The sequence below is a fragment of the Glaciimonas immobilis genome, from assembly GCF_011947285.1.
GTDB classification, from domain to species: domain Bacteria; phylum Pseudomonadota; class Gammaproteobacteria; order Burkholderiales; family Burkholderiaceae_D; genus Glaciimonas; species Glaciimonas immobilis.
This window is the reverse complement of record NZ_JAAOZT010000005.1, coordinates 144,297-165,262: the sequence shown is the minus strand read 5'-3', so window position 1 is coordinate 165,262 and position 20,966 is coordinate 144,297. Positions and strand designations below refer to the sequence as shown.

General features: G+C 53.2%; 21 protein-coding genes. 12 read left to right on the top strand and 9 right to left on the bottom strand.

Annotated elements, in window-relative coordinates; genetic code table 11:
* Positions 1-28: 28 nt before the first annotated feature.
* The 5 genes from HAV38_RS09230 to HAV38_RS09210 all read left to right on the top strand — a co-directional run bounded on the left by HAV38_RS09230 (position 29) and on the right by HAV38_RS09210 (position 4,206).
* Positions 29-319: a hypothetical protein gene (locus tag HAV38_RS09230; RefSeq protein WP_168054674.1), complete on the top strand. Its 291-nt coding sequence runs from the start codon at positions 29-31 to the stop codon at positions 317-319.
* Between the two features lie 535 nt (positions 320-854).
* The gene (locus HAV38_RS09225) at positions 855-1,649 is read left to right on the top strand and encodes a COG4705 family protein (RefSeq protein ID WP_168054672.1); all 795 of its coding nucleotides are present in this window, start codon (positions 855-857) and stop codon (positions 1,647-1,649) included.
* Between the two features lie 13 nt (positions 1,650-1,662).
* Positions 1,663-2,115 (top strand): hypothetical protein, encoded by a 453-nt coding sequence (locus HAV38_RS09220; RefSeq protein WP_168054670.1) that lies wholly within the window; start codon positions 1,663-1,665, stop codon positions 2,113-2,115.
* A gap of 100 nt (positions 2,116-2,215) precedes the next feature.
* A complete protein-coding gene (locus tag HAV38_RS09215) occupies positions 2,216-2,881 on the top strand; it encodes a response regulator (RefSeq protein WP_168054668.1) in 666 nt (221 codons plus the stop codon).
* Positions 2,857-4,206 carry an ATP-binding protein gene (locus tag HAV38_RS09210; protein WP_168054666.1) on the top strand — a complete coding sequence of 450 codons (1,350 nt, stop codon included), beginning with the start codon at positions 2,857-2,859 and terminating at the stop codon, positions 4,204-4,206. The genes HAV38_RS09215 and HAV38_RS09210 overlap by 25 nt, the downstream gene beginning before the upstream one ends.
* 68 nt (positions 4,207-4,274) lie before the next feature.
* Here HAV38_RS09210 and HAV38_RS09205 read toward each other — a convergent pair whose 3' ends face one another.
* The 4 genes from HAV38_RS09205 to HAV38_RS09190 all read right to left on the bottom strand — a co-directional run bounded on the left by HAV38_RS09205 (position 4,275) and on the right by HAV38_RS09190 (position 7,170).
* Entirely contained in the window at positions 4,275-5,333 is a 1,059-nt protein-coding gene (locus HAV38_RS09205; RefSeq protein ID WP_168054664.1) for a DMT family transporter, read from the bottom strand.
* A gap of 83 nt (positions 5,334-5,416) precedes the next feature.
* A complete protein-coding gene (locus HAV38_RS09200) occupies positions 5,417-5,602 on the bottom strand; it encodes a DUF1289 domain-containing protein (protein WP_168054662.1) in 186 nt (61 codons plus the stop codon).
* 1 nt (position 5,603) lies between these two features.
* Complete coding sequence (gene dmeF, locus HAV38_RS09195) at positions 5,604-6,881, bottom strand: CDF family Co(II)/Ni(II) efflux transporter DmeF (protein WP_168054660.1); 1,278 nt, start codon at positions 6,879-6,881, stop codon at positions 5,604-5,606.
* Positions 6,882-6,888: 7 nt separating this feature from the next.
* Complete coding sequence (locus HAV38_RS09190; protein ID WP_168054658.1) at positions 6,889-7,170, bottom strand: metal/formaldehyde-sensitive transcriptional repressor; 282 nt, start codon at positions 7,168-7,170, stop codon at positions 6,889-6,891.
* A 793-nt stretch (positions 7,171-7,963) separates the two neighbouring features.
* On the opposite strand from HAV38_RS09190, the gene alkB reads away from it, so the two are divergent.
* The 5 genes from alkB (at position 7,964) to HAV38_RS09165 (ending at position 13,945) form a co-directional block, all read left to right on the top strand.
* Entirely contained in the window at positions 7,964-8,617 is a 654-nt protein-coding gene (alkB, locus tag HAV38_RS09185) for a DNA oxidative demethylase AlkB (protein ID WP_168054656.1), read from the top strand.
* A gap of 238 nt (positions 8,618-8,855) precedes the next feature.
* On the top strand, positions 8,856-9,536 hold the full coding sequence (locus tag HAV38_RS09180) for an ABC transporter ATP-binding protein (protein WP_168054654.1): 681 nt from the start codon (positions 8,856-8,858) through the stop codon (positions 9,534-9,536).
* A 22-nt stretch (positions 9,537-9,558) separates the two neighbouring features.
* Positions 9,559-12,165: an FtsX-like permease family protein gene (locus HAV38_RS09175; RefSeq protein WP_168054724.1), complete on the top strand. Its 2,607-nt coding sequence runs from the start codon at positions 9,559-9,561 to the stop codon at positions 12,163-12,165.
* Positions 12,165-13,274 (top strand): lipocalin-like domain-containing protein, encoded by a 1,110-nt coding sequence (locus HAV38_RS09170; RefSeq protein ID WP_168054652.1) that lies wholly within the window; start codon positions 12,165-12,167, stop codon positions 13,272-13,274. Before HAV38_RS09175 ends, HAV38_RS09170 begins: the two co-directional genes overlap by 1 nt.
* A 206-nt stretch (positions 13,275-13,480) precedes the next feature.
* On the top strand, positions 13,481-13,945 hold the full coding sequence (locus HAV38_RS09165; RefSeq protein ID WP_168054650.1) for an acyl-CoA thioesterase: 465 nt from the start codon (positions 13,481-13,483) through the stop codon (positions 13,943-13,945).
* A 78-nt stretch (positions 13,946-14,023) separates the two neighbouring features.
* Here HAV38_RS09165 and HAV38_RS09160 read toward each other — a convergent pair whose 3' ends face one another.
* On the bottom strand, positions 14,024-14,278 hold the full coding sequence (locus HAV38_RS09160; RefSeq protein ID WP_168054648.1) for a DUF3820 family protein: 255 nt from the start codon (positions 14,276-14,278) through the stop codon (positions 14,024-14,026).
* 302 nt (positions 14,279-14,580) lie between these two features.
* Here HAV38_RS09160 and HAV38_RS09155 point away from each other — a divergent pair, with 302 nt between their 5' ends.
* Positions 14,581-15,735, top strand: a complete 1,155-nt coding sequence (locus HAV38_RS09155) for an acyltransferase family protein (RefSeq protein ID WP_168054646.1) — start codon at positions 14,581-14,583, stop codon at positions 15,733-15,735.
* A 4-nt stretch (positions 15,736-15,739) separates the two neighbouring features.
* Positions 15,740-17,092: a TAXI family TRAP transporter solute-binding subunit gene (locus HAV38_RS09150; protein ID WP_168054644.1), complete on the top strand. Its 1,353-nt coding sequence runs from the start codon at positions 15,740-15,742 to the stop codon at positions 17,090-17,092.
* Between the two features lie 23 nt (positions 17,093-17,115).
* On the opposite strand, the gene HAV38_RS09145 is transcribed toward HAV38_RS09150, so the two are convergent.
* The 4 genes from HAV38_RS09145 to HAV38_RS09130 form a co-directional block, all read right to left on the bottom strand.
* The gene (locus tag HAV38_RS09145; RefSeq protein WP_168054642.1) at positions 17,116-17,784 is read right to left on the bottom strand and encodes a PqiC family protein; all 669 of its coding nucleotides are present in this window, start codon (positions 17,782-17,784) and stop codon (positions 17,116-17,118) included.
* Positions 17,781-19,412, bottom strand: a complete 1,632-nt coding sequence (locus HAV38_RS09140; protein WP_168054640.1) for a PqiB family protein — start codon at positions 19,410-19,412, stop codon at positions 17,781-17,783. Before HAV38_RS09140 ends, HAV38_RS09145 begins: the two co-directional genes overlap by 4 nt.
* Positions 19,405-20,103, bottom strand: a complete 699-nt coding sequence (locus HAV38_RS09135; protein ID WP_245182289.1) for a paraquat-inducible protein A — start codon at positions 20,101-20,103, stop codon at positions 19,405-19,407. The genes HAV38_RS09140 and HAV38_RS09135 overlap by 8 nt, the downstream gene beginning before the upstream one ends.
* A gap of 107 nt (positions 20,104-20,210) precedes the next feature.
* Positions 20,211-20,834, bottom strand: a complete 624-nt coding sequence (locus tag HAV38_RS09130) for a paraquat-inducible protein A (RefSeq protein ID WP_168054636.1) — start codon at positions 20,832-20,834, stop codon at positions 20,211-20,213.
* Between the last annotated feature and the right edge of the window lie 132 nt (positions 20,835-20,966).

Below are 20,966 nucleotides of genomic sequence, written 5' to 3'. Positions count from 1 at the left end.
GCTTAGGGCCGGTCGGGAGGAGAGGAAAATGGCCGCGTTGATCCCCGAAATTTTTAAATCAATCCAGCGGAGATTGCGAAATATTAGCGACCTGTATGCGCTAGGAAGCCGCACTGACGACCGCGTGGAACTGGAAAAACTAGCGCGCGAATCGTACGACGCGCTTGGAAAAATTAATCAGAATCTATTGCGCATGATAGAAATTGAGCGCTCATTGAATTCGGCCAACGCATTCATTAGTTCTTCGGAAATGCGCATTTGCCGCCAACTTCTAAAAGAAATACGGGAACTAAGCGGTGTAGAAAATTCGCCCTCATGACGATAGCAATCTGTGACACCAGTCTTAGATGCCAAAGTGAATCTTGTCCAGTCCCGCCTGGTAGTGAAGTAAGGGCTGAATCTTATAATTTGACATTGATTAACTTTACATTGAGGCTTGAGGCGACAGATCGGCAATTTAATATGATTCCTGTATCTAATGAAACGAACGCTACCGATCACAGATATCCTGGGTCGGCTCATGGAGCCGCCCAGCCTTACTTCGTTGCGCTATGTGAATACTGCTAATTAGCTTTCTCCGCGTCCATTCTGACTTCGATATGGTGGGTGCGGCCGGTGCGGCCGGCTGCGCCGCGCTGCGCCGCGCCGCGCCGCGCTCTACGCACGGCTTGCCTTGCGTGCAGTGGGCTGGTATTTGCCGCCACTTAGATTCTGACCCTGCGCCTTCATCGCATTATCTTTGGAAAGCATCCTCCGCAAAGGATGGATGTGAAAGTGATGGGACCTATGGCCCGGCTAAGTCTGATTGTTCAGACTTGCTTCAGATTCCCAGCACTCTGGACGGAGATAAAACTATGAAAACACTGACACCACCATTCGCATCAAGCTGGCTTAACAAAGTTCCGGAAGTGACGCTCTCATTCTGGGTCATAAAAATCATGTCGACAACAGTCGGAGAAACCGGGGCCGACTTCCTGGCTGTAAATGCGGGCTTCGGACAAGGCTTGACCCGTGCGGTGATGGGCGCGCTGTTGGCGATTGCCTTGCTTATGCAGTTACGCACGCGGCGCTACACTCCCTGGACCTATTGGCTCACCGTGGTGCTGGTAAGCGTCGTCGGCACTCAGATCACCGACCTGCTAACCGATGGGCTGGGGGTGAGTTTGTATATCAGTACTGCGGCTTTTGCCGTCGCGCTTGCGGCGATTTTTGCTATTTGGTATTGGGTGGAGCGCAGTTTGTCCATCCATGCGATTTTTACGCGGCGCAGGGAGCTGTTTTATTGGGGTGCCATCCTTTGCACGTTTGCATTGGGCACTGCGGCAGGCGATTTGGCGACCGAAGCGATCGGTCTCGGATTTAGATGGGGCGCGCTATCATTCGGTGCACTGATCGCGATCACTTATGCTGTGTGGCGCATAGGCGGCAACGCGGTGTTAACCTTCTGGATTGGCTATATCCTGACCCGTCCTTTCGGTGCCGCACTTGGGGACTTGCTAACGCAGGCCAACGCCTATGGCGGTCTCGGCATGGGCGCCATGTGGACCAGTGCGCTATTCCTGGCAGTAATCGTGCTGCTGGTCGCCTTTGCGCAGTTCAACAATGGCAGCCGCAGCAACGCAAACCGTCGAATTCCCGATACTCATTGACTTAAGGAAAAAAATGCGATTTTTACACTCACTAAACCGCTCGGTTATTGGTGCATCTGCTTTGGCTTTATTAGTTTTGGCGGCGGGATGTTCCAAGCCTGCCGACACGGGTGCTGCTGGATCTGCCTCAACAGCGACGGCCCAACTTGACGCTGCAACGCAGAACAGCAAGGCATCTCAATTAGGCGATCTGTCTACTTTTCGGGGTATCGCGGCAGATGTTGCCGCCATGGTGGATAAAGGCGATCTACCCGCCGCGAAGACGAGGATCAAAGATCTGGAGTTGGCATGGGACTCGGCAGAAGCAGGCTTGAAACCACGCGCGGCGAATGACTGGCACATTCTGGATAAGTCCATCGACCATGCCCTGAGTACGCTGCGGGCAGATACGCCGAATCAAATCGACAGCAAGAAGGCGATGGCAGACCTGCTGGCCACTTTTGACTCACTACAGGCAAAACTCTGACCTAGCGGCCTTGTTTGCTTTTATACTAATCACTATCTGATTATTCAAGCAATAACTGCAAGCACCGTGCATTGAGTTACTATCGGCCCTAGGATGAGAAATGCGAATATTGCTGGTGGAAGACGACACGATGATTGGCGAGGCTATCCAGGCGGCATTGAAAGACGCCTCTTACGCTGCCGACTGGGTCAAGAACGGGCAAACTGCCCTCAACACACTAAGTTTGCAGCACTACGATCTGGTGCTACTTGATCTTGGCCTTCCAGGTAAGGATGGGCTAGAAGTGCTGACCAGCATTCGCGCGAAAGATAATCCGGTTCCACTGCTCATCATCACCGCCCGCGACAGCCTTGATGACCGACTGCGCGGACTGGACGGTGGCGCTGATGACTACGTGCTCAAACCGTTTGCCATGGCCGAACTGCTGGCCCGTATGCGCGCAGTACTGCGGCGAAAGGGAGGGAGCGCAACACCGATGCTCAGCAACGGCGTGGTGTCACTCGATCCGGCCACGCGCGAGGCTGCGGTCAAAGATGGCCCTTCAGTACAACTTTCTAACCGTGAGTTCGCCTTGTTGCAAGCTTTGCTGGCACGTCCCGGTGCTATTCTCTCGCGCAGCGATCTTGAAGACCGTATTTATGGATGGGGCGAAGAGGTTGAGAGCAATGCTGTCGAATTCCTGATCCATGCGCTACGGCGCAAGTTGGGCAGCGAGGTTATTAAGAATGTGCGGGGGGTTGGATGGATGGTTTCAAAAAACGCTTAAATGAATCGGTTCAGCTTAAATTGTCTGTTTCATTATCTCTGACCATTTTGCTCATCGCGTTGGTAGCAGGTATTTTTGCTTTTGTATCCGCCTTTGACGAGGCCCATGAGTTACAGGACGACATGCTGCGCCAGGTGGCGGCGCTGTTTGATCGGCGGCATCTCCCGCTTGAGCATTTCGGCGACGATGGACGTGCCAAAGGCAGCGATGAGGAGTCGCGCGTCATCGTTCAATATCTGGAAAAGGGCAGGACTGTCGGTGAAGGTATCGAGGGCGGGCCGCTAAATTTACCGATCACGCTTATCGATGGCTTGCATACGCTTGACGTTAACCGCGAGCCGTTCCGTGTGCTGGTCAAAACAACGCCCAGCGGCCAGCGCATCGCCGTGGCGCAGGAAACTGGTTTTCGGGATGAAATTGCACGCGAAAGCGCGTTGCGCACCTTGATGCCATTTTTAATCTTGGTTCCCATCTTACTTTTGATTGTGGCCGACCTGGTACGCAAGATGTTCCGGCCCATTGCTTCTTTGTCGGCGGAGATCGACCAGCGCGCCGAACAAGCTTTACACCCGATCGAGGAAAGTCATCTTCCCGCGGAAGTGCGCCCGTTCGTGGTGGCGATCAATCGGCTATTAGCCCGCGTTGATCAGTCGATGGAAACGCAGCGGCGGTTTGTTGCGGACGCGGCGCATGAGCTCCGGTCCCCGTTGACCGCCTTATCATTGCAAGCGGAGCGACTGGACCAGGCGGAGATGTCTGACCTTGCGCGCGAACGTCTTTTGACGCTACGTCGGGGCATCGAACGCGGCCGCAACCTGCTGGATCAACTTCTCACCTTGGCCAAAGCCCAATCCGCACCCGACCAACCCAATGCGTCGGTATCGGTACAACACATTTATAGACACGTATTAGAAGACCTGCTGCCACTGGCAGAAGCCAAGCGTATTGATATTGGGGTGGTAGGGGACCAGGACGCACAACTCTGGGTGAATGAACTGGATCTGATGGCGGTAGTCAAGAATCTGGTGGATAACGCCATCCGTTACACGCCTGATGGCGGCAGGGTTGACCTCTCTGTTACTACTGAGAAAGGCCGTGCAATATTGCGGATTCAGGACACGGGGTCAGGTATTCAACTCGCCGAACGGGTGCGGGTGTTTGATCCGTTTTATCGCACGCTTGGGAGCGATCAGGTTGGATCGGGCCTGGGCCTTTCCATCGTTAAGGCCGTCACCGACCGGATTGGCGCTGAGATTCAACTAGGGTTTTCAGACGAGGTAAGGCAGTCCGGTCTGTGCGTCCGTGTGTTCGTGCCGATGGCTTAACACCTCAAGAGGGTCTCAGAGTACGAGAAATCAGTACTTTTTACGACGCCGATTGAAGTGGGTAATCTTTAATGGCGATGGCGATGATGCAAGTCTGGAAAATGCGCATGGGTATGGACCAAATGTTGCTGCTGATGCGCGTGGTTATGCGGTTCTTCGCCGTCCCATGGGAAGTCATGCGTATGCTGATGATGACTATCATGGTAATGCAGATGAGAATGCGGATGCTGCATCGGTAAATGGGTGTGCGCATGCCCGTGTCTTTCGGTCACATGCAACCAGATGCCGATTGCCATCAGTACCGCACTGATCCAGAACACATTACCGGGAATATCACCCAGCATCCACAATGACATGATCGCGCCGACGAACGGCGCAGCAGAAAAGTAGGCACCGGTCCGTGCTGCGCCCAGATGCCTCAGCGCCAATACAAACATCACCAGACTAAGGCCGTATCCACAGAAGCCGACGATTCCGGCGCTCAATATGCTGCGCGCTTCCGGCACCGCATAACCGAGAGAGAACGCAATCGAGAGGTTCACCAGGCCAGCTACCAGCCCTTTGATTCCCGCTACTTGCACGGCATCGCTACCGGATACTTTACGCGTCAAATTATTATCGATAGCCCAACATAAACAGGCGGCAATGATCGCCAGCGCGCCCCACGGTGTACCCAGCTCGCTACCGAGTTGCCCGGATAATAAAATGCCCGCCGATACAATAAATATCATCCCCAAAAAGATACGACGGTCGAAATTTTCACGAAAAACAAACCAGGCTAGTAAGGCCGTTAATACGCCTTCCATATTGAGCAATAACGACGCGGACGAAGCCGGCGTGTGCATCAGACCGACCAGCAGCAAGACAGGCCCCGCGACACCACCGAACAGGATGGCTCCTGCTAGCCACGGTAGATCGCGACCCTTTAGTCCGTCCGTGCGCTTTTCCCGGCCGTAAGTTGCGATCGACCGGAGTGCATACCAGGCGAGCAGACCGACACCGCTTCCCAGATAAAGCAGTCCGGCGGCCATAACGGGTGCCATTTGGCCCACCAGTAACTTGGCAAACGGCGTACTGGCACCAAATAATGCTGCGGCCAGGAACGCGTAGATAACGCCTTTATGCATGATATTTCCGATGGTTAACTACATTAAGGTATTATTCCTGCTAGTTGCGGATGTCTTACCAGTCAACTAGTGTTGAGCTGTGGCTATGATTGGACATCGCCGGGCAATTTTGATTCTCTTCTTGGTCGGTCATTAATGATTTGATGACGTCGGTTATCTTTCATTTTTTTCCATTCTTTGCACTCGTCGCGCGTGCGCAGGCAAGCAATGCAGAAACCGGTTTTTCCGTCAAATTTACATATCTCAATGCAGGGTGAGCGGACACTCATATCAGACCGACTGTGGCGTATGGACTTCAACTGTTATGTGCGATAACCCTGTGACTTTCCGCAACAGACGCTGATAGAACGCTGGACCGTGCGTCGTCTCCTGGGTGACGACAGAAACAACTGCACCAAAGTGACCAGGGCCCAGACGCCAAACATGCAAATCAATTAACTTATCACCCGCGCTGTTAACAATTGCCCTGACCTTGCTTGGTAATACATCGTTAGGGCTGACGTCCATCAGGTTTGCGCCTGTATCCCGGATCAGGCCGTAGGACCAGTTAGCAATGACCAACGCACCGACTAAACCAGCGAGCGGGTCCATCCATAACCATCCAAATGATTTTGCTAAGAGAAGCCCAATGATCGCTAATACCGAGACTGCAGCATCGGCGATAACGTGAACATAGGCCGCGCGCATATTGTGGTCGCGGCGATCAATGCCGTCATTTTCTGGGTGATGAGCGTGCTCTTCAAAGGCAACACTGTGAACATCTCGGGCCAGAGTAACTAGCGCTTTAAACGCGTGAGGTTCAGGAATATCAGTGGTTGACTCCAAAAAATCCGCTTTTTTTGCAAACGAAAATAGCTGACGTGTACCCTCCGGACGCACGGTCGTGACCGTCATTTCGCCAGGGGATAAATTGGCATCTGTAGTTTCTGCGTGAATACGAAAAACAGGTGAAACGCCATCCTCAAAAATCGAGAGTACGAACACACCGGCGGACGTCTTGATGATGTGTGCTTCATCGCCGTGGTCATGCGCGGCATTATCATGTGGCGCACCGTCCGCATGTCCGTGGCTGTGTCCATGATGGTCGCCGCCGCTCAATAACCATGCGCTGGCAATATTTACCAATAATCCTACCACCGCAATCGGAATGGCTTCACTAAAGCTGATCGGTATCGGTGACAGCAGTCGGACCACGGCTTCATAGCCAATAAGTAAAGCAATCATCGCAAGGATAATTGCACTGGAAAATCCCGCCAGGTCACCTAACTTACCGGTGCCAAATACAAAGCGGTTGTCGTTGGCATGTTTGCGCGCGTAGGTGTACGCCAGCGCCGCGATCAGCATCGCCCCCGCATGGGTAGACATGTGCATGCCATCGGCGACCAGGGCCAAAGAGCCAAATAGGTGGCCACCAATAATTTCGGCCAGCATCATCGCACTGCACAGCACGATTACAGCCCAGGTTTTACGTTCGTTTTTGTCATGGCCTTCACCTAAAAAAACGTGCTGATGGTCAAGCTCAAACGGGGCATCATAAAGATTGTTCATTGCAAGCTCACTTAAAATAGCTGTGAACAACTTCGATCAGTTGCTCTTTGGCATCGCCTTGTTCTCCGGCGTGGGCATGCGGGTCCGCATCGACTAAGTGCGTGCGAATATGGTCTTCTAGCACCACGGCCAGTAAGCCGTTCATCGCACCCCTGCAACTGGTAATTTGCTGCAAAACGGTAATGCACTCGCTTTCGTCACTCAAGGCCCGCTCGATCGCATCGATTTGCCCCCGAATGCGCCGTACGCGATTGAGTAGTTTTTGTTTGTCGCGGATAGTGTGGCCCATGTCTTTAGTTCCAGTAATAGGGTAGGGGACTATATCATAAGGGGGCTGGTTTGAATACCAGGATGTTACGTGCGAGGCTTTTTTGATATTTTCTTTTACACCTGTTCCACTGGCTACCCCGCGCCGCGCCGGACATCTTCTTACGTAGTTCTTCAAGGCCAACCCTGCTATTTATCAAATAAGACTGCGCTGGGACTGGCATGGGTGCGGAGGCATCGAGATACTGTCGCTTATACTTGCGTCCCAGGAACGGGGTTCTAATTTTGTAAATGAAGACAACTAATGTTTACCAGTCGCCATAGCGCGACAGTAGGTGCAATGCCGTGGGCAATGCCGCGTTAATCCAGAATTACTTGTAAATAATATTTTTTTATATTGCATCGCTTCAAGCACATGCTATAGTAAAGTTGTCTCCTCCAACACCTCTAAGGTTTGGATTAGCCCGCTACCGTAAGGTTATGCGGGCTTTTTTTCAGCCCGTTGTTCCTTGAAAAGGACGACCGCTTAGTGACGTAATATAGGGTACGTTAAGCCATCCTTGCCCGCATTTATTGCAACCATTCAACCACACACAGACGACAACCTTCTGGCGCGATGCTGTTCGGTTCCAAGACATCTTGCTTAGAGCGCAGGAAAGTTGCCGCAGCCAAATCTGAATTCTTACCTTGTGTGTTCAAAGAATATGACGTCAGTAGAGCGTATGAAGATGAGCGTAAAATTATGGTAACGAGCGATGAGTCAGCTACCGTAGAATAAAAATTCAACGATCAAACGATGGTAAAGCGGTCAAACAATGACGTTCAATTTATTTGAAGAAGAAGAGTCCCGTCGTCTTTGGCATGAGCCAATCTGCCCGGGTGCGGTAGTGTTGCGGCAGTTTGCTTTGGCCGATGACGCGTTGATGTTGACTGCGATCAAGAAAGTGGTTACGCAAGCGCCATTTCGCCATATGATCACGCCGGGCGGTTTGACGATGTCGGCGGCGATGTCCAGCTGCGGCACGCATGGCTGGGTGACTGATCGCCGCGGTTATCGTTACGCCGGGACCGATCCAGAGAGCGGACTGCCATGGCCTGCGCTTCCTGCCGCGTTACAGCAACTGGCCGCATCTGCGGCCAGCAGCGCCGGATATCCTGACTTTGTGCCTGACGCGTGTCTGATTAATCGTTATGCAGTCGGTGCCCGTATGTCGTTGCATCAAGACAAGGATGAGCCTGATCTGGACGCGCCTATAGTGTCGGTATCTTTAGGGTTGCCGGCCACTTTTCAGTTTGGTGGCCTGCGGCGTGAGATGAAACCCTTGCGCATACCGCTAACGCACGGCGATGTGGTGGTGTGGGGAGGCCCTGCCCGATTATTTTTTCATGGCGTATCGCCGATCAAACACGGAATTCATCCGTTGACTGGCGAATACCGCATCAATCTGACATTCCGCAAAGTGACCTGATTAGCTAGAGTTGCGATCGGTACTATTGCTTGGTCGGAACCTTGTTGGTTCGAAAAAAACGAGTCCCGACACTTGCCGCAGTGCGCTGCGAGATAACGCAAGATCCGCTACACTCAGTTCAGCTTAGTCCTTCCGCCTGCGGTTCAATGCCGATGCTTTTTAGGACCTCACGTCGATACCACACCGCACGATGCGAAAATGAGGTGCAAAAAATGACATACAAAAATGATGATATCAAATGAAAAATCTAATCATTCCCGCGCTTGAATGTCGTGGTCTGAAAAAGTCCTATGGTCATGGGCGCACCGTTTTGGCGCACCTCGATTTTGCTCTTCAGCCCGGGGAATACGTGGCTTTGATGGGTGACTCCGGGGTCGGTAAATCGACGCTACTAAATTTGATTGCCGGGCTAGACGTTGGCGACGCCGGTATGGTAATGATCGACGGCGTTGCCATGTCCACTCTGGATGACGTTGCCGCGACCCGTTTGCGACGGCAAAAGTTAGGCTTTATTTTTCAGGCCTTCCATGTGCTGCCGCATTTGACGCTGCAACAAAACGTCGCCTTGCCGCTGCTATTAAACGGGTTGGACTTTGGGCGCGCGACCGAGATGCTGGCGGCAGTGGGTTTGGGCGGGCGCGGCGATGACTTTCCAAGGCAGTTATCGGGCGGAGAAATGCAGCGTGTTGCGATCGCCCGCGCGCTGGTGCATCGTCCTAAGCTTATTTTGGCGGATGAGCCGACCGGTAATCTCGATCCCGAAACAGCGCATGAGGTATTGATGTTGCTGCGTAACGAGATCAAGGCTAATGGTGCATCAGCAATCATGGTGACGCATTCCATCGCGGCGGCCAACACGGCAGACCGGATCCTTGAAATGACCGCGACGGGTTTGCATCCCCTGCTGGCCACAGCATGAAATTGTTAAGGCTTCGGCAATGATGCAGCTTACCGGCCTGGTGCTGGATAAGCCATCCTCTCAACCCGGCCCGGGCGCGATGCGCAGGCTATCGCGCTGGCTGTTGTTAGCGGAGTGGCGCGCACATCCTGTGCGGTCGTTAGTGGCGATTATCGCCATTGCGCTTGGTGTATCTTTAGGTTACGCCGTTGACCTGATTAACGGCGCCGCCTTTAATGAGTTCTCGGCCGCCGCGAGGAGCTTGTCCGGCGCATCCGATCTGCAGGTGCACGGTGTCCAGCCGCTCTTTGACGAAGCCTTATATCCCCGCATCGCCCGTGAAAAAGGCGTCGCCGTGGCAAGCCCGGTATTAGAGCTTGATGTCACCGTGCCGGGTGAGCGCAATGCGTTAAAGGTGATGGGAATCGATGTTTTTCGCGCATCGCTTATTACGCCCGACCTGACTGGTGTGCCGGCTGCTGAGCGTCGGCTAGACACGATTGCTGATGACGCGATATTTCTTTCTACTGCCGCACAGGCCTGGCTCAAAGTGCGGCCGGGCGATCAGCTTGCGTTACGCAGCGGCACCGGCATTGTCAATTTGCGGGTGGCCGGGGGATTGCTGGGCGCACGTGAAGGTCAACGGATAGGCGTGATGGATATTGCCGCAGCACAATGGCGATTCGATCGGGTTGGTAAGTTATCAGGGATTGACCTGCGGCTCTTGCCGGGCGTCAACCGGGACACGTTTCGCCAGAACCTGCAAGCGCAGATTCCCGGGCTTTTACAGATATCGGAAAATCAGGACCAGGAGGACCGGACCAATAACATGTCACGTGCTTACCGCGTCAATCTGAATGTGCTGGCTTTGGTCGCGCTATTTACCGGTGCCTTTTTAGTGTTTTCTACGCAGGCGCTATCGGTGATTCGTCGGCGTGCGCAATTCGCCCTATTACGGGTAATGGGTTTGGAGCGCGGTCAATTGCTATGGCAGATATTGTTAGAGGGCGCTCTGCTGGGTTGTCTGGGGTCGCTATTGGGGATTGCCTTAGGGTATTTGATGGCGGCGACTGCATTACATTTTTTTGGTGGCGATTTGGGTGGGGGGTTCTTTCGTGGGGTGCAGCCGCAGGTGGCGTTTGATTTGCCCGCTGCGGTTATTTTTTTGTTGCTAGGGACCGGTATCGCGTTACTTGGCAGTTTGGTCCCGGCACTTGAAGCTTCGCGGGCACGACCCGCTCCAGCACTTAAATCCGGAAGTGAAGAAATGGCGTTGACGCGCTTGATGACCTTTTGGCCCGCGCTAATGTGCCTGGCATTTGGGGGTGTGCTAACGCAACTACCGCCAATATTTGATTTGCCGATCTTTGGTTACGTTGCGGTGGCGCTGTTATTGATTGGTGGAATTGGACTGACGCCGCGCTTATCGGCGATGGTATTTCCCGTGGTACAAAAACTTACCGGCCGCAGTGGCGTCGTCTGGACCTTAGCGGTGGCGCGTCTCGCCAATGTGCCGGGACAGGCGTCGATTGCACTGGGCGGCGTGCTTTCAAGCTTCAGCCTGATCGTGGCGATGGCGATTATGGTGTCAAGTTTTAGGGTCTCGGTGGACGACTGGCTGACACAGCTTTTATCTGCTGATTTGTATGTGCGCTCTGCCAGTAATGGCGAGACCGGCGCGCTTCTGCCAGCCGAGCAAACATTGCTGGCAGCGACTACGGGCGTTGATCGCATAAGGTTTTCACACATCTCATCGTTGACGCTAAATCCGGCACGACCACCGGTGACACTGATCGCGCGAGATATTGACAGCAGCGACAACAGCGACAACAGCGCCGACGCCGATCCGGCACGTAGCTTGCCAATTATCGGCAAGATGATTCCGGTTAAAGCGATTCCGTCGGATGCATTACCGATCTGGGTATCTGAAGCAACGCGCGATATCTTCGGATATCAGGTTGGTCAACGCGTGCAGCTTCCCCTAGGCGACAACCTCCATTCTTTTGTTGTGGCGGGGATATTGCGCGATTATGCGCGACAAACCGGTGCGATTCAGTTACGACTGAAAGACTATCAACGTCTTAGCGGTGAGACAGACGCGACCGAGGCAGCCGTGACGTTGCAGCAGGGCGCTAACGCGACCGCTGTTGTTGATGCAATGCGCAAACTGCCATTTGGCGCTTCGTTAGAGTTTTCTACGCCGGGCGATATCCGCGATATCAGTCTGAAGATTTTCGATAGAAGTTTTGCCGTTACCTATTTGCTGGAGGTAGTCGCCATCGTGATCGGTTTGTTTGGCGTTGCCGCGACATTTTCTGCACAAACGCTGGCACGGTCGCAAGAGTTCGGCATGTTGCGGCATGTGGGTGTGTCACGCCGTCAAATTTTGTCGATCCTGGCGGTGGAGGGCGGCTTGCTGACATTGGCGGGGATTGCGGTCGGATTTTTGCTCGGATGGACCATCAGCCTGATTCTGGTGTTTATCGTTAATCCGCAGTCCTTTCACTGGACCATGCAATTACACATGCCATGGCGCAGTCTGGGAATGGTGGCGCTGCTGTTACTGATGTCGGCTAGCATTACGGCGGTCGTTTCTGGACTGCGGGCGGTGGCGATTGACGCGGTGCGTGCAGTGAAGGAGGACTGGTAATGAGACGTTGTCCGACATTTGATCCGCTACGTTGGTTAACCTTCGTTTGGCTAGTCATTGCAGGATTGTTAATTGCCATGACCGCTGCAAACGCAGCGCCGCCGCAGTTTGCGCAGGTTACACCCGGGCACAGGGTCCGCCTGCCGCAGGACTTTGGCGCGCATCCCGACTTTCGTACGGAGTGGTGGTACGCGACCGGATGGCTGACGACGCCGGACGGCAAGCCGTTAGGATTTCAGATCACGTTTTTCCGATCTGCGACGGATCACGATCGCGCCAATCCAAGCGCCTTTGCGCCGACCCAACTGGTTATCGCCCACGCTGCGCTGTCTGATCCTGCTTCGGGCAAGTTGCTCCATGACCAAAAAACTGCGCGGTCCGGTTTTGGTCTTGCTTATGCCAAAACCGGCAATACCGATGTTGCGCTCGATGACTGGCGCATTGTGCGAGGTTCCGATGGTCAGTACGAGGTCAGTGTTGATGCCCGCGATTTTAGTTTCAGGTTTGCGTTGACGCCGACGCAATTACCATTGTTGCAGGGAGAACAGGGGTACTCCCGCAAGGGTCCACTGTCATCGCAAGCCAGCTATTACTATAGTGAACCGCAATTGCGTGTCAGTGGCACGGTGACGCACGCTGGTCGCCGGGACGCAGTCACAGGCACGGCCTGGCTTGATCATGAGTGGTCGACCAGCGTGCTAGCGGAGGGTGCTTCAGGGTGGGATTGGCTCGGTGCTAATCTGGATGATGGCTCGGCGCTGATGGCATTTCAGATCAGGCGTGGCGATGGGTCAAAACTGTGGGCGCATGCTGCGTTGCGGGATGCAAATGGAAGAACCACGCAGTTCAATCAGGATCAGGTCAATTTTGTGCCGCAAAGGAATTGGCGTTCGCCCCGTACAGACGCTAGCTATCCAGTGCAATCGATTTTACGAACAGGGGCGGTGGAGTGGCTTTTGACCCCGCTGCAAGATGACCAGGAGCTGGATTCGCGTGAGTCGACAGGGTCGGTGTATTGGGAAGGTGCGGTGACCATCAGTCGGTCGGGAAAGTCGGTCGGTCGCGGATATTTTGAGCTCACAGGATATGTTAAACCTTTGAAATTTTGAAGGGCGCAAGGCGTTCGGAATAGTCGGTGTGACTAATTTATATCATCGCATTGCCAACGCGCTTTTAAGAACGTGGAGCGTTTACGATCATTTGCTGTGGTGCAGCATGTTTCGGTTTGCCAATTCCGTATCTGCGGCATAATACAAAATAGTATTGGGTTGCATGACAACCTTAAAAATCTGCAATATCACAAAAGGTTGGATTTATGATCGCTTCTCCGTCACACGAATTAACGATGACCGTCTTAATGACGCCCGACATGGCCAATTTTTCCGGCAACGTTCATGGTGGGACCGTCCTCAAATATCTTGATAGCGTGGCTTACGCCTGCGCGAGCCGCTACTCTGCTACGTATGTAGTGACGTTATCGGTTGATCAGGTCGTCTTCCGCGAGCCTATCCATGTTGGCGAGCTAGTGACGTTTTTGGCGTCGGTTAATTACACCGGTACCACCTCGATGGAAATCGGAATTAAGGTGGTCACTGAAAACATTCAGAAACGCCTGATCCGTCATGCCAATAGTTGTTATTTTACAATGGTGGCAGTAGACCAGAACCGTAAGCCCATCCCGGTTACGCCGCTGGTGCCGGTCACAGAGGAGCAAATTCAACGCTACGGAAATGCGATAATACGTCGCGAGTTTCGCAAAAAAATAGAAACTAAGCGCTAAAAATAAGCATTAGATTGTCAGGCTTTGGACACCTGTTTGGGACTCGGCGTTTTTTATATGACCGGTGTTGCTCAGTCCTCATCCGCGCTTGGGCGGATAGAGGGTGTTTTTGCGGGGTTGATGGGCGAATCGCAACGGATCAAGCAGATGTCGAAGCGCACTATGATCCAGTTCATACATTAACGCCAAGAGAGCGCCAAGTTCTCCTGACGGAAACCCTTCACGCGCAAACCAGCTCAGGTAATAACCCGGCAGGTCAGCGATCAAACTCCCCTTGTATTGGCCAAATGGCATTTCAAGGCTGACCAAAAGCGATAGGTGATGGGAATTCATGAAAGGCTCTCCATAATCGGTCTGCACATTCAAAATTTTTTGTTCCCCAGAAATGTGTAGGGATAGTGAATAGCCAAGTGTCAAATTATAGCGAGATTTTATTAATTTCCTAACGACAACTTTGGCGGAAACTGTAAATTTTGTAGGACCCTGCCAACTATGACAGTATGATGGCGGCCAGACATTTGCCTGAAAGCGTGCAACGAGCACCTTGAAACATCAGATATCAGATATTAGAAATAGCAACAATGAGTGGATTTTCGCCTTTACCGTTAAATAGACCACTACCACTGAATTCGGCTATGCATAGTCACCATGCCCGTCACTTTCAAAGCGGCTTTATTGATCTTTTAAAAATTATTGCCGCACAATTAATAGTTCTGCACCATCTGGCCTTTTATGGCCCGATGTCCGACTACGTGCGGCCATTTGCGCCGATGTTTATCGGTTGGCTGGACACTTACGCTCGTATTGCAGTACAAGTTTTTTTGGTAACAAGCGGTTTTTTGGCCGCGAAGTCTCTTTCACCGCACGGCTTGCCGGGCGTTGTTAATCCACTGGGTACGGTTTGGCGCCGATACATTCGGCTGGTGCCGCCTTTCATGGTGGCTACCGGTTTAGCGGTTGGGGCTTCTCTTTGGGCTGGGTCATGGATGACGCATTTTTCTATTTCTGCTGTACCAACGTTGCCGCAGCTCGCGGCCCATGCGCTTTTGTTGCATACCGTTCTGGATTATGAGTCGGTCTCAGCAGGCGCCTGGTACGTGGCCATTGATTTTCAACTGTACGCTTTGCTGACGCTTTTGTTATGGTTAACGGGCAAGTGGGTGTCGGGCCACGCTTTTCGATGGCTGGTCCCCGTGATTATTATTGGCTGCGTGTGCCTCTCACTCCTGTACTTTAATCGAGATACGCGGTGGGACGCCTGGGCGGTATACTTCTTTGGCAGCTACGGGCTGGGCGTCATCGCGTGGTGGGCAAGCGATCCGAAAAGGCCGCGCAGCATGGTGACACTGCTAATGGCCGCTATGTTAGTACCAGTCTGTGGCGCGCTACTCCTGGATTTTCGCAGCCGGATCGCGGTTGCTTTGATTATCGCCTGCGCTTTGGTGTGGGTGAGCCGTAGCGGAAGTCGCCGGAGTGGTTGGGCCTCGAGAGACAAGGGATGGTCCCGGTTTCACGGGTTGGGCAACATTTCATATGGTATCTTTTTGGTGCACTTTCCGGTTTGCCTGATGGTGAATGCAGTGTTCATGCGCTTCGTCGCACCGCAACCGTTGCTACAGGCCTTTGGCATGATATTGGCCTGGATGACCAGTATTGCCGCGGGCGCACTATTTTATCGATGGGTACAGCTGCCACTCAGCAGCTTCACCACGTGGGCAACGCGCCGACCTTTTGGAGACGTCCGCACACCGCAGTTTAAGCATCCCAGTCGTTTTTCAACGTTAAAATAGCGCCATGGCGATACCACATACTCCCTCTGAACCGAAGCCTCCCATTAAAAGCATCAAGGCGAGATTTGTTGCGATTTCCTGGCGTGATCTGGCGATTAGTTTTGGCCCGATTGCGTTGTTGGCAGTGGTGGCTATCTGGTTGGCGATCTGGTTAATCGATCCTGCACCGCCAAAGACCATCACTATTACTACCGGTCCGGAGAACAGCACCTTTTGGAATGATGCGCAGAAATATCGCACAATATTAGCGCGCAATGGGGTCAAGTTGAAGATCGTGACGTCCGAAGGATCGTTGGACAATCTCAGAAAACTTAACGATCCCATGGCTGGCGTCGACCTTGGCTTTGTGCAGGGTGGTATAGCCGCCGAGATGTCGACAGATAAACTGATGTCTTTGGGTAGTATTGCTTATGTCCCGGTCTCGGTATTTTATCGCGGTACAAAATTGATTGACCGGTTATCCGAACTGAAGGGCAAACGCGTCGCCATTGGATTGCAGGGCAGCGGTTCACGGGTGCTGGCGCTGACACTATTAAAGGCTAACGGTATTGAGGCAGGCGGTAAAACTGCGTTACTGGATTTGGGTGGCGATGTAGCCGCAAAGGCGCTTACCGAGGGCAGAGTAGACGCCGCTTTTCTGATGGGCGATTCCGCGGCACCGCCAACCTTGGGCAAGTTATTAAGGGCACCTGGGATCCATTTACTGGATTTTGCGCAGGCGGATGCTTATGCGCGGCGGTTTACGTATTTGAATGAATTGAGTATTCCCAAGGGCGTTTTTGATTTTGGTAAAAATATCCCGGATCATGATATTCATTTGATCGCCCCGACTGCTGAGCTGGTGGCGCGTGACGACTTGCATCCAGCGTTATCGGACTTGTTGATTGACGCGGCCAAGGAAGTCCACAGTAAGGCCAGCGTCCTCCAGCGCGCTAATGAGTTTCCGGCACCGCTGGCGCACGAATTTCGTATAAGCGATGATGCGACCCGTTATTACAAGTCAGGTAAAAGTTTTTTTTATCGGACCTTGCCGTTTTGGCTGGCCAGTCTGGTTGATCGCACCGTCGTGATCTTGTTGCCGCTGATTCTGCTATTAATTCCTGCGTTCCGTCTGGTGCCGCTGTTGTATGGCTGGCGCATCAAATCGCGGATTTATCGCTGGTATGGATCGCTGATTGCGCTTGAGCGGGGGACAATTGCGCATACGCCGGAAGAGCAGGCGGCGATGCTGCAACGGATCGATCAGATTGAAGAGGCCGTTAATCGCATGAAAATGCCGCTGGCCTTCGCCAATCAATTTTATGTATTGCGCGAACATATAGGTTTCGTTCGCGCCAGACTTGTGACCCACCAATAACGGACAAGTACGCAGGCCGGGGGTCAAGTTCCTTTGCAAGGAATGGCGGCGCTGCCGGCGTCGGTGCGCCTTGCTGCCATTCTGGTGATATCGGCCGCAATCGCGTCGATGGCATCCGATACTGCGCGTTGCACGCCAGCGACCAGAGCCCCGGTGCCGGCGTTGACTGGTTCTGTCACTCCCAACTGGCAAGACGCGCTGCGCCCATCGTCGGAGCGTGTGATGGTCCATCCGAACAACGCCTGCACCTTATCGCCGGGCGCGGCATCAAACTCACGTAAATCTATCGCGATTCGATAGCCTGGCGAGCCTGCCGGGCGACCGCTGCGCGTGGCGTCAATTGCTCCAAGCCTGTTGGCAAGCCCACTGGCAAAGGCGTCGCGCAGCTCATAATTAAAGGATGATGACCAGCGATCGTGCTCCAGAATATCGACCTGCGTGTTGCGTGCGCGCACCACCAGTTGCGGTCGCGCCAGACGTTCTGGCATGCTGATCGGGGGCACCTCAATGAAGATATTTTGTGCCGACTCCGCGCGGGACGCTGCAGTCGCCGAAGGTACTGCCAGCGTATAAAACCGTGTCTGCGGCGTGGAGCAACCCGACAGCGCCAGCACAGCAGTCAGAGCGGTGGCGACCGTCACATGGGTAATTACATTAATTTGACGATGTAAGTGAGAAAGTGGCGATGTCATTTGTTGTCCTCTTGCTTACCGCGGATCAGTGATTCGGGATGGCGTTCCAGATAGTCGGTCAACACCCGCAACGAAGCCGCCGAGCGCGATAACTCTTGCAAAGTCTGGCGTATATCTTGTTGTAACGGTGCGTCCGAGGATAGCGTTTGCTGGGCCGCCGACAAGGTTTTGCGCAGATCTTTCATCGCAGCAGACACCTCTGGTGCGATATCTGTGTTGAGCGTACCGGTCAGCTTCTCTGTGTTGGTAAGGGTTCGGTTCAGCGTTCCCAGAGTTGTTTGAAGGTCAGTGCCGATTTGATCAAAGGGTACCTTGCTTAACTTACGGGCGATATCGGCAACCTGCGACTGGATTTCATCCAGACTATTTGGAATAGTGGGTAGTTCCAGCGGCGTTTTTGAGACGTCAACTTTTACCGGCGACGCTTTAGGAAAGAAATCAAGCGCGACATAAATCTGACCGGTAAGCAGGTTACCCGTGCGAAGTTGAGCGCGCAATCCGCGACCAATCATATATTGCAGTCGCTGCTCCTGAGAGTAGGGCGATTCTTTTTGCTCTTCCACCATGTGGCGTCCAAGTCTTTGTGGATAGATCTGGACCAGCACCGGCATCAGGAATACGCGGGTTTTAGGGTCGTATTCAACGCCAATCGACTTCACTTCCCCGAGTTCGACGCCACGGAAGTCAACTACCGCGCCCGGTGACAGGCCCCGTAACGACTGATTAAAATATAGCAGGACGGTTTGCGGTGGGCCGTCTGCCGGTTTCATTGCATCGGACTGATCCTGTGCAAGTATAAATGCGGTGTCTTCCTTTGCCATAGGGCCGATTCTGTCATCTGGCGACTGCATCGCAATACCGCCCAAAACGACAGTAGCCAAGGACTCTGTGCGGAGTTTAAAACCGCTGGAACTGATTTGCATGTCAAAGCCACTGGCATGCCAGAAGCGGGTGTTAACACCAACAAATTTCTCGTACGGAGAGTTAATAAAAATTTTCAGCGTGACGCCTTTGCCGTCTTTATCCAGATCGTAAGCGGCTACTTGCCCGACTTTGATCCTGCGGTAATAAATAGGAGACCCGATATCCAGTGATCCTATATCGCTGGCATGTAACAAAAATCGCAGTCCCGCAGAATCGCGCGTCACGATAGGCTGCACTTCCAACCCGATAAACGTGTCCTTGGTTTCCTCGGAGTTGCCTGCGTCGGCACCAATATAAGCTCCCGACAGGAGCGTGCCCAGACCCGATATGCCAGATGCAGCGACGCGTGGGCGCACTACCCAAAAACGGGCATCTTCCGCAGTAAAGCTCTTGGCTTCCTTTAGCAACTGGATGGTCGCGATGACGTGTGAATGGTCCCGGCTAAGAGAGATTTTGTCGACCGTCCCGATATCTACATCCTTATATTTGACCTTGGTTTTCCCCGCCTCCAGACCCTCTGCGGTAATGAACGTTACCGTAATGACGGGCCCGCGCTCAATGATTATTTTGGCGACGAGTATCAGCCCAACCAGGGCGGCGACGATAGGAATCAGCCAGACCAGAGAGGGTAGCCAGTTGCGCTGACGCTTCACTTTGGGCGTCGGTAGCTGAGGCGCAGCGGGCGTTTCTTTTTCTTCAGTCATGTTTATTTTCCTGTTGATGCTTTTCAGTATTGGGTGTTTGATCGTGCGCCAATGCATCGTGCGCCGGATCATTGTGTGGTTTGCGGGCTGCGCCATCCCAAATCAGGCGCGGGTCAAAGGTCAGGGATGCCAGCATGGTCAATACCACCACCGAACCAAACGCCGCCACGCCGACACCAGCAGTAATTCTGGCAAATCCGCTGATTTGCACCAAACCCGCCAGCAACGACACCACAAAAACGTCTAGCATTGACCAACGACCAATTAACTCGACGATACGGTATAGCTTTGCGCGCTGCAAGCGCCGCCAGCGGCTTTGGCGTTGCGCCGTAAAAGTCATCAGGATCATCGCGCTGAGTTTGAATAACGGTACCAGAAAACTAGCGATGAAAATAATCGCGGCAAGCTCCCAGTCTCCTGATACCCAAAAATAAATGACGCCGCTCAAGATAGTGTCATGCTGAACGTTCAAAAGCGTTCTGGTAATCATGACAGGCATTAAATTAGCCGGAACATACATAATGCAAGCGGCGATCAGCAACGCCCAGGTACGGTTAAAGCTGTCTGGTTTGCGGCTATGTAAGGGCGTTTCACAGCGTTCGCAGCGCGCTTCTTCCTGCACCTCGCTCCAGACCGTGCCGCAGTGATGACAGGAGACCAGGCCGAGACTGGCGGCGGTCTGTATCGGCATGTCCTCGCTATCGTCATCCTCATATTGACGGTCAGGTTGATTCTCAAGTTGATTTCCGGGCCCTGAATCACTGGCGGCATGCTGGCGGAAGGATAGAAATGACCACTTCATGGATTTTTGTCTTGCAAGGTCGGCGGTGTTATCTGCCACAAATAACGCGGATCAAAAGAAATGATTGCCGTTAACAAGATGGTCAATGCGGCGAACGCCCACAATGCAGTTCCCGGTAACACGGTCGCCATGTTAGATAGCTTGACGATGGCGACCAGAACGCCCAGTAAAAATACTTCGATCATGCCCCATGGGCGCAGCGTTTGCATAGCGCGTACCAACCAGCCGAAGCCCGGAGGTCGCTCGGCGGAGGTACGAGGTATCAGCACGTATATCAGAATGACCAGTTGCATCATGGGTGAGAAAATGGTGGTGGCGAGGACCAGAAACGCGACCAGTGACATACCTTCCTTATATAACGCCAGCACTGCGCCAAATAAGGTCGTCTGATTATGTAATCCTTGCAGTTCAATCTGGACAATGGGGAACGCGTTCGCAATGATAAACATGATCAAGCCAGCCACCGACAGCGGCAGGATGCGCGCTCGGGTATGCGTAAAATCGCGCTCCAGCTCAGCACCGCAACGCAAGCAGACCGCGACTTCACGGTGTTGCAAGGCGCGCTTTTGATAAACAGCATCACAGCCTTCGCAAGCGATCAGGTCGGGGAGTTCGCGCATGGCAGGGCTGCTTGCATGTTTAGGTTTGAAGTTGGGATTCTCGACACGTTTAGTAAATGCTCCTCGATTGTGACACTAAATAATAAGGATGCCTGCGATTACATTGGTATTGCGTGTGCCCGGCTGGCGAAC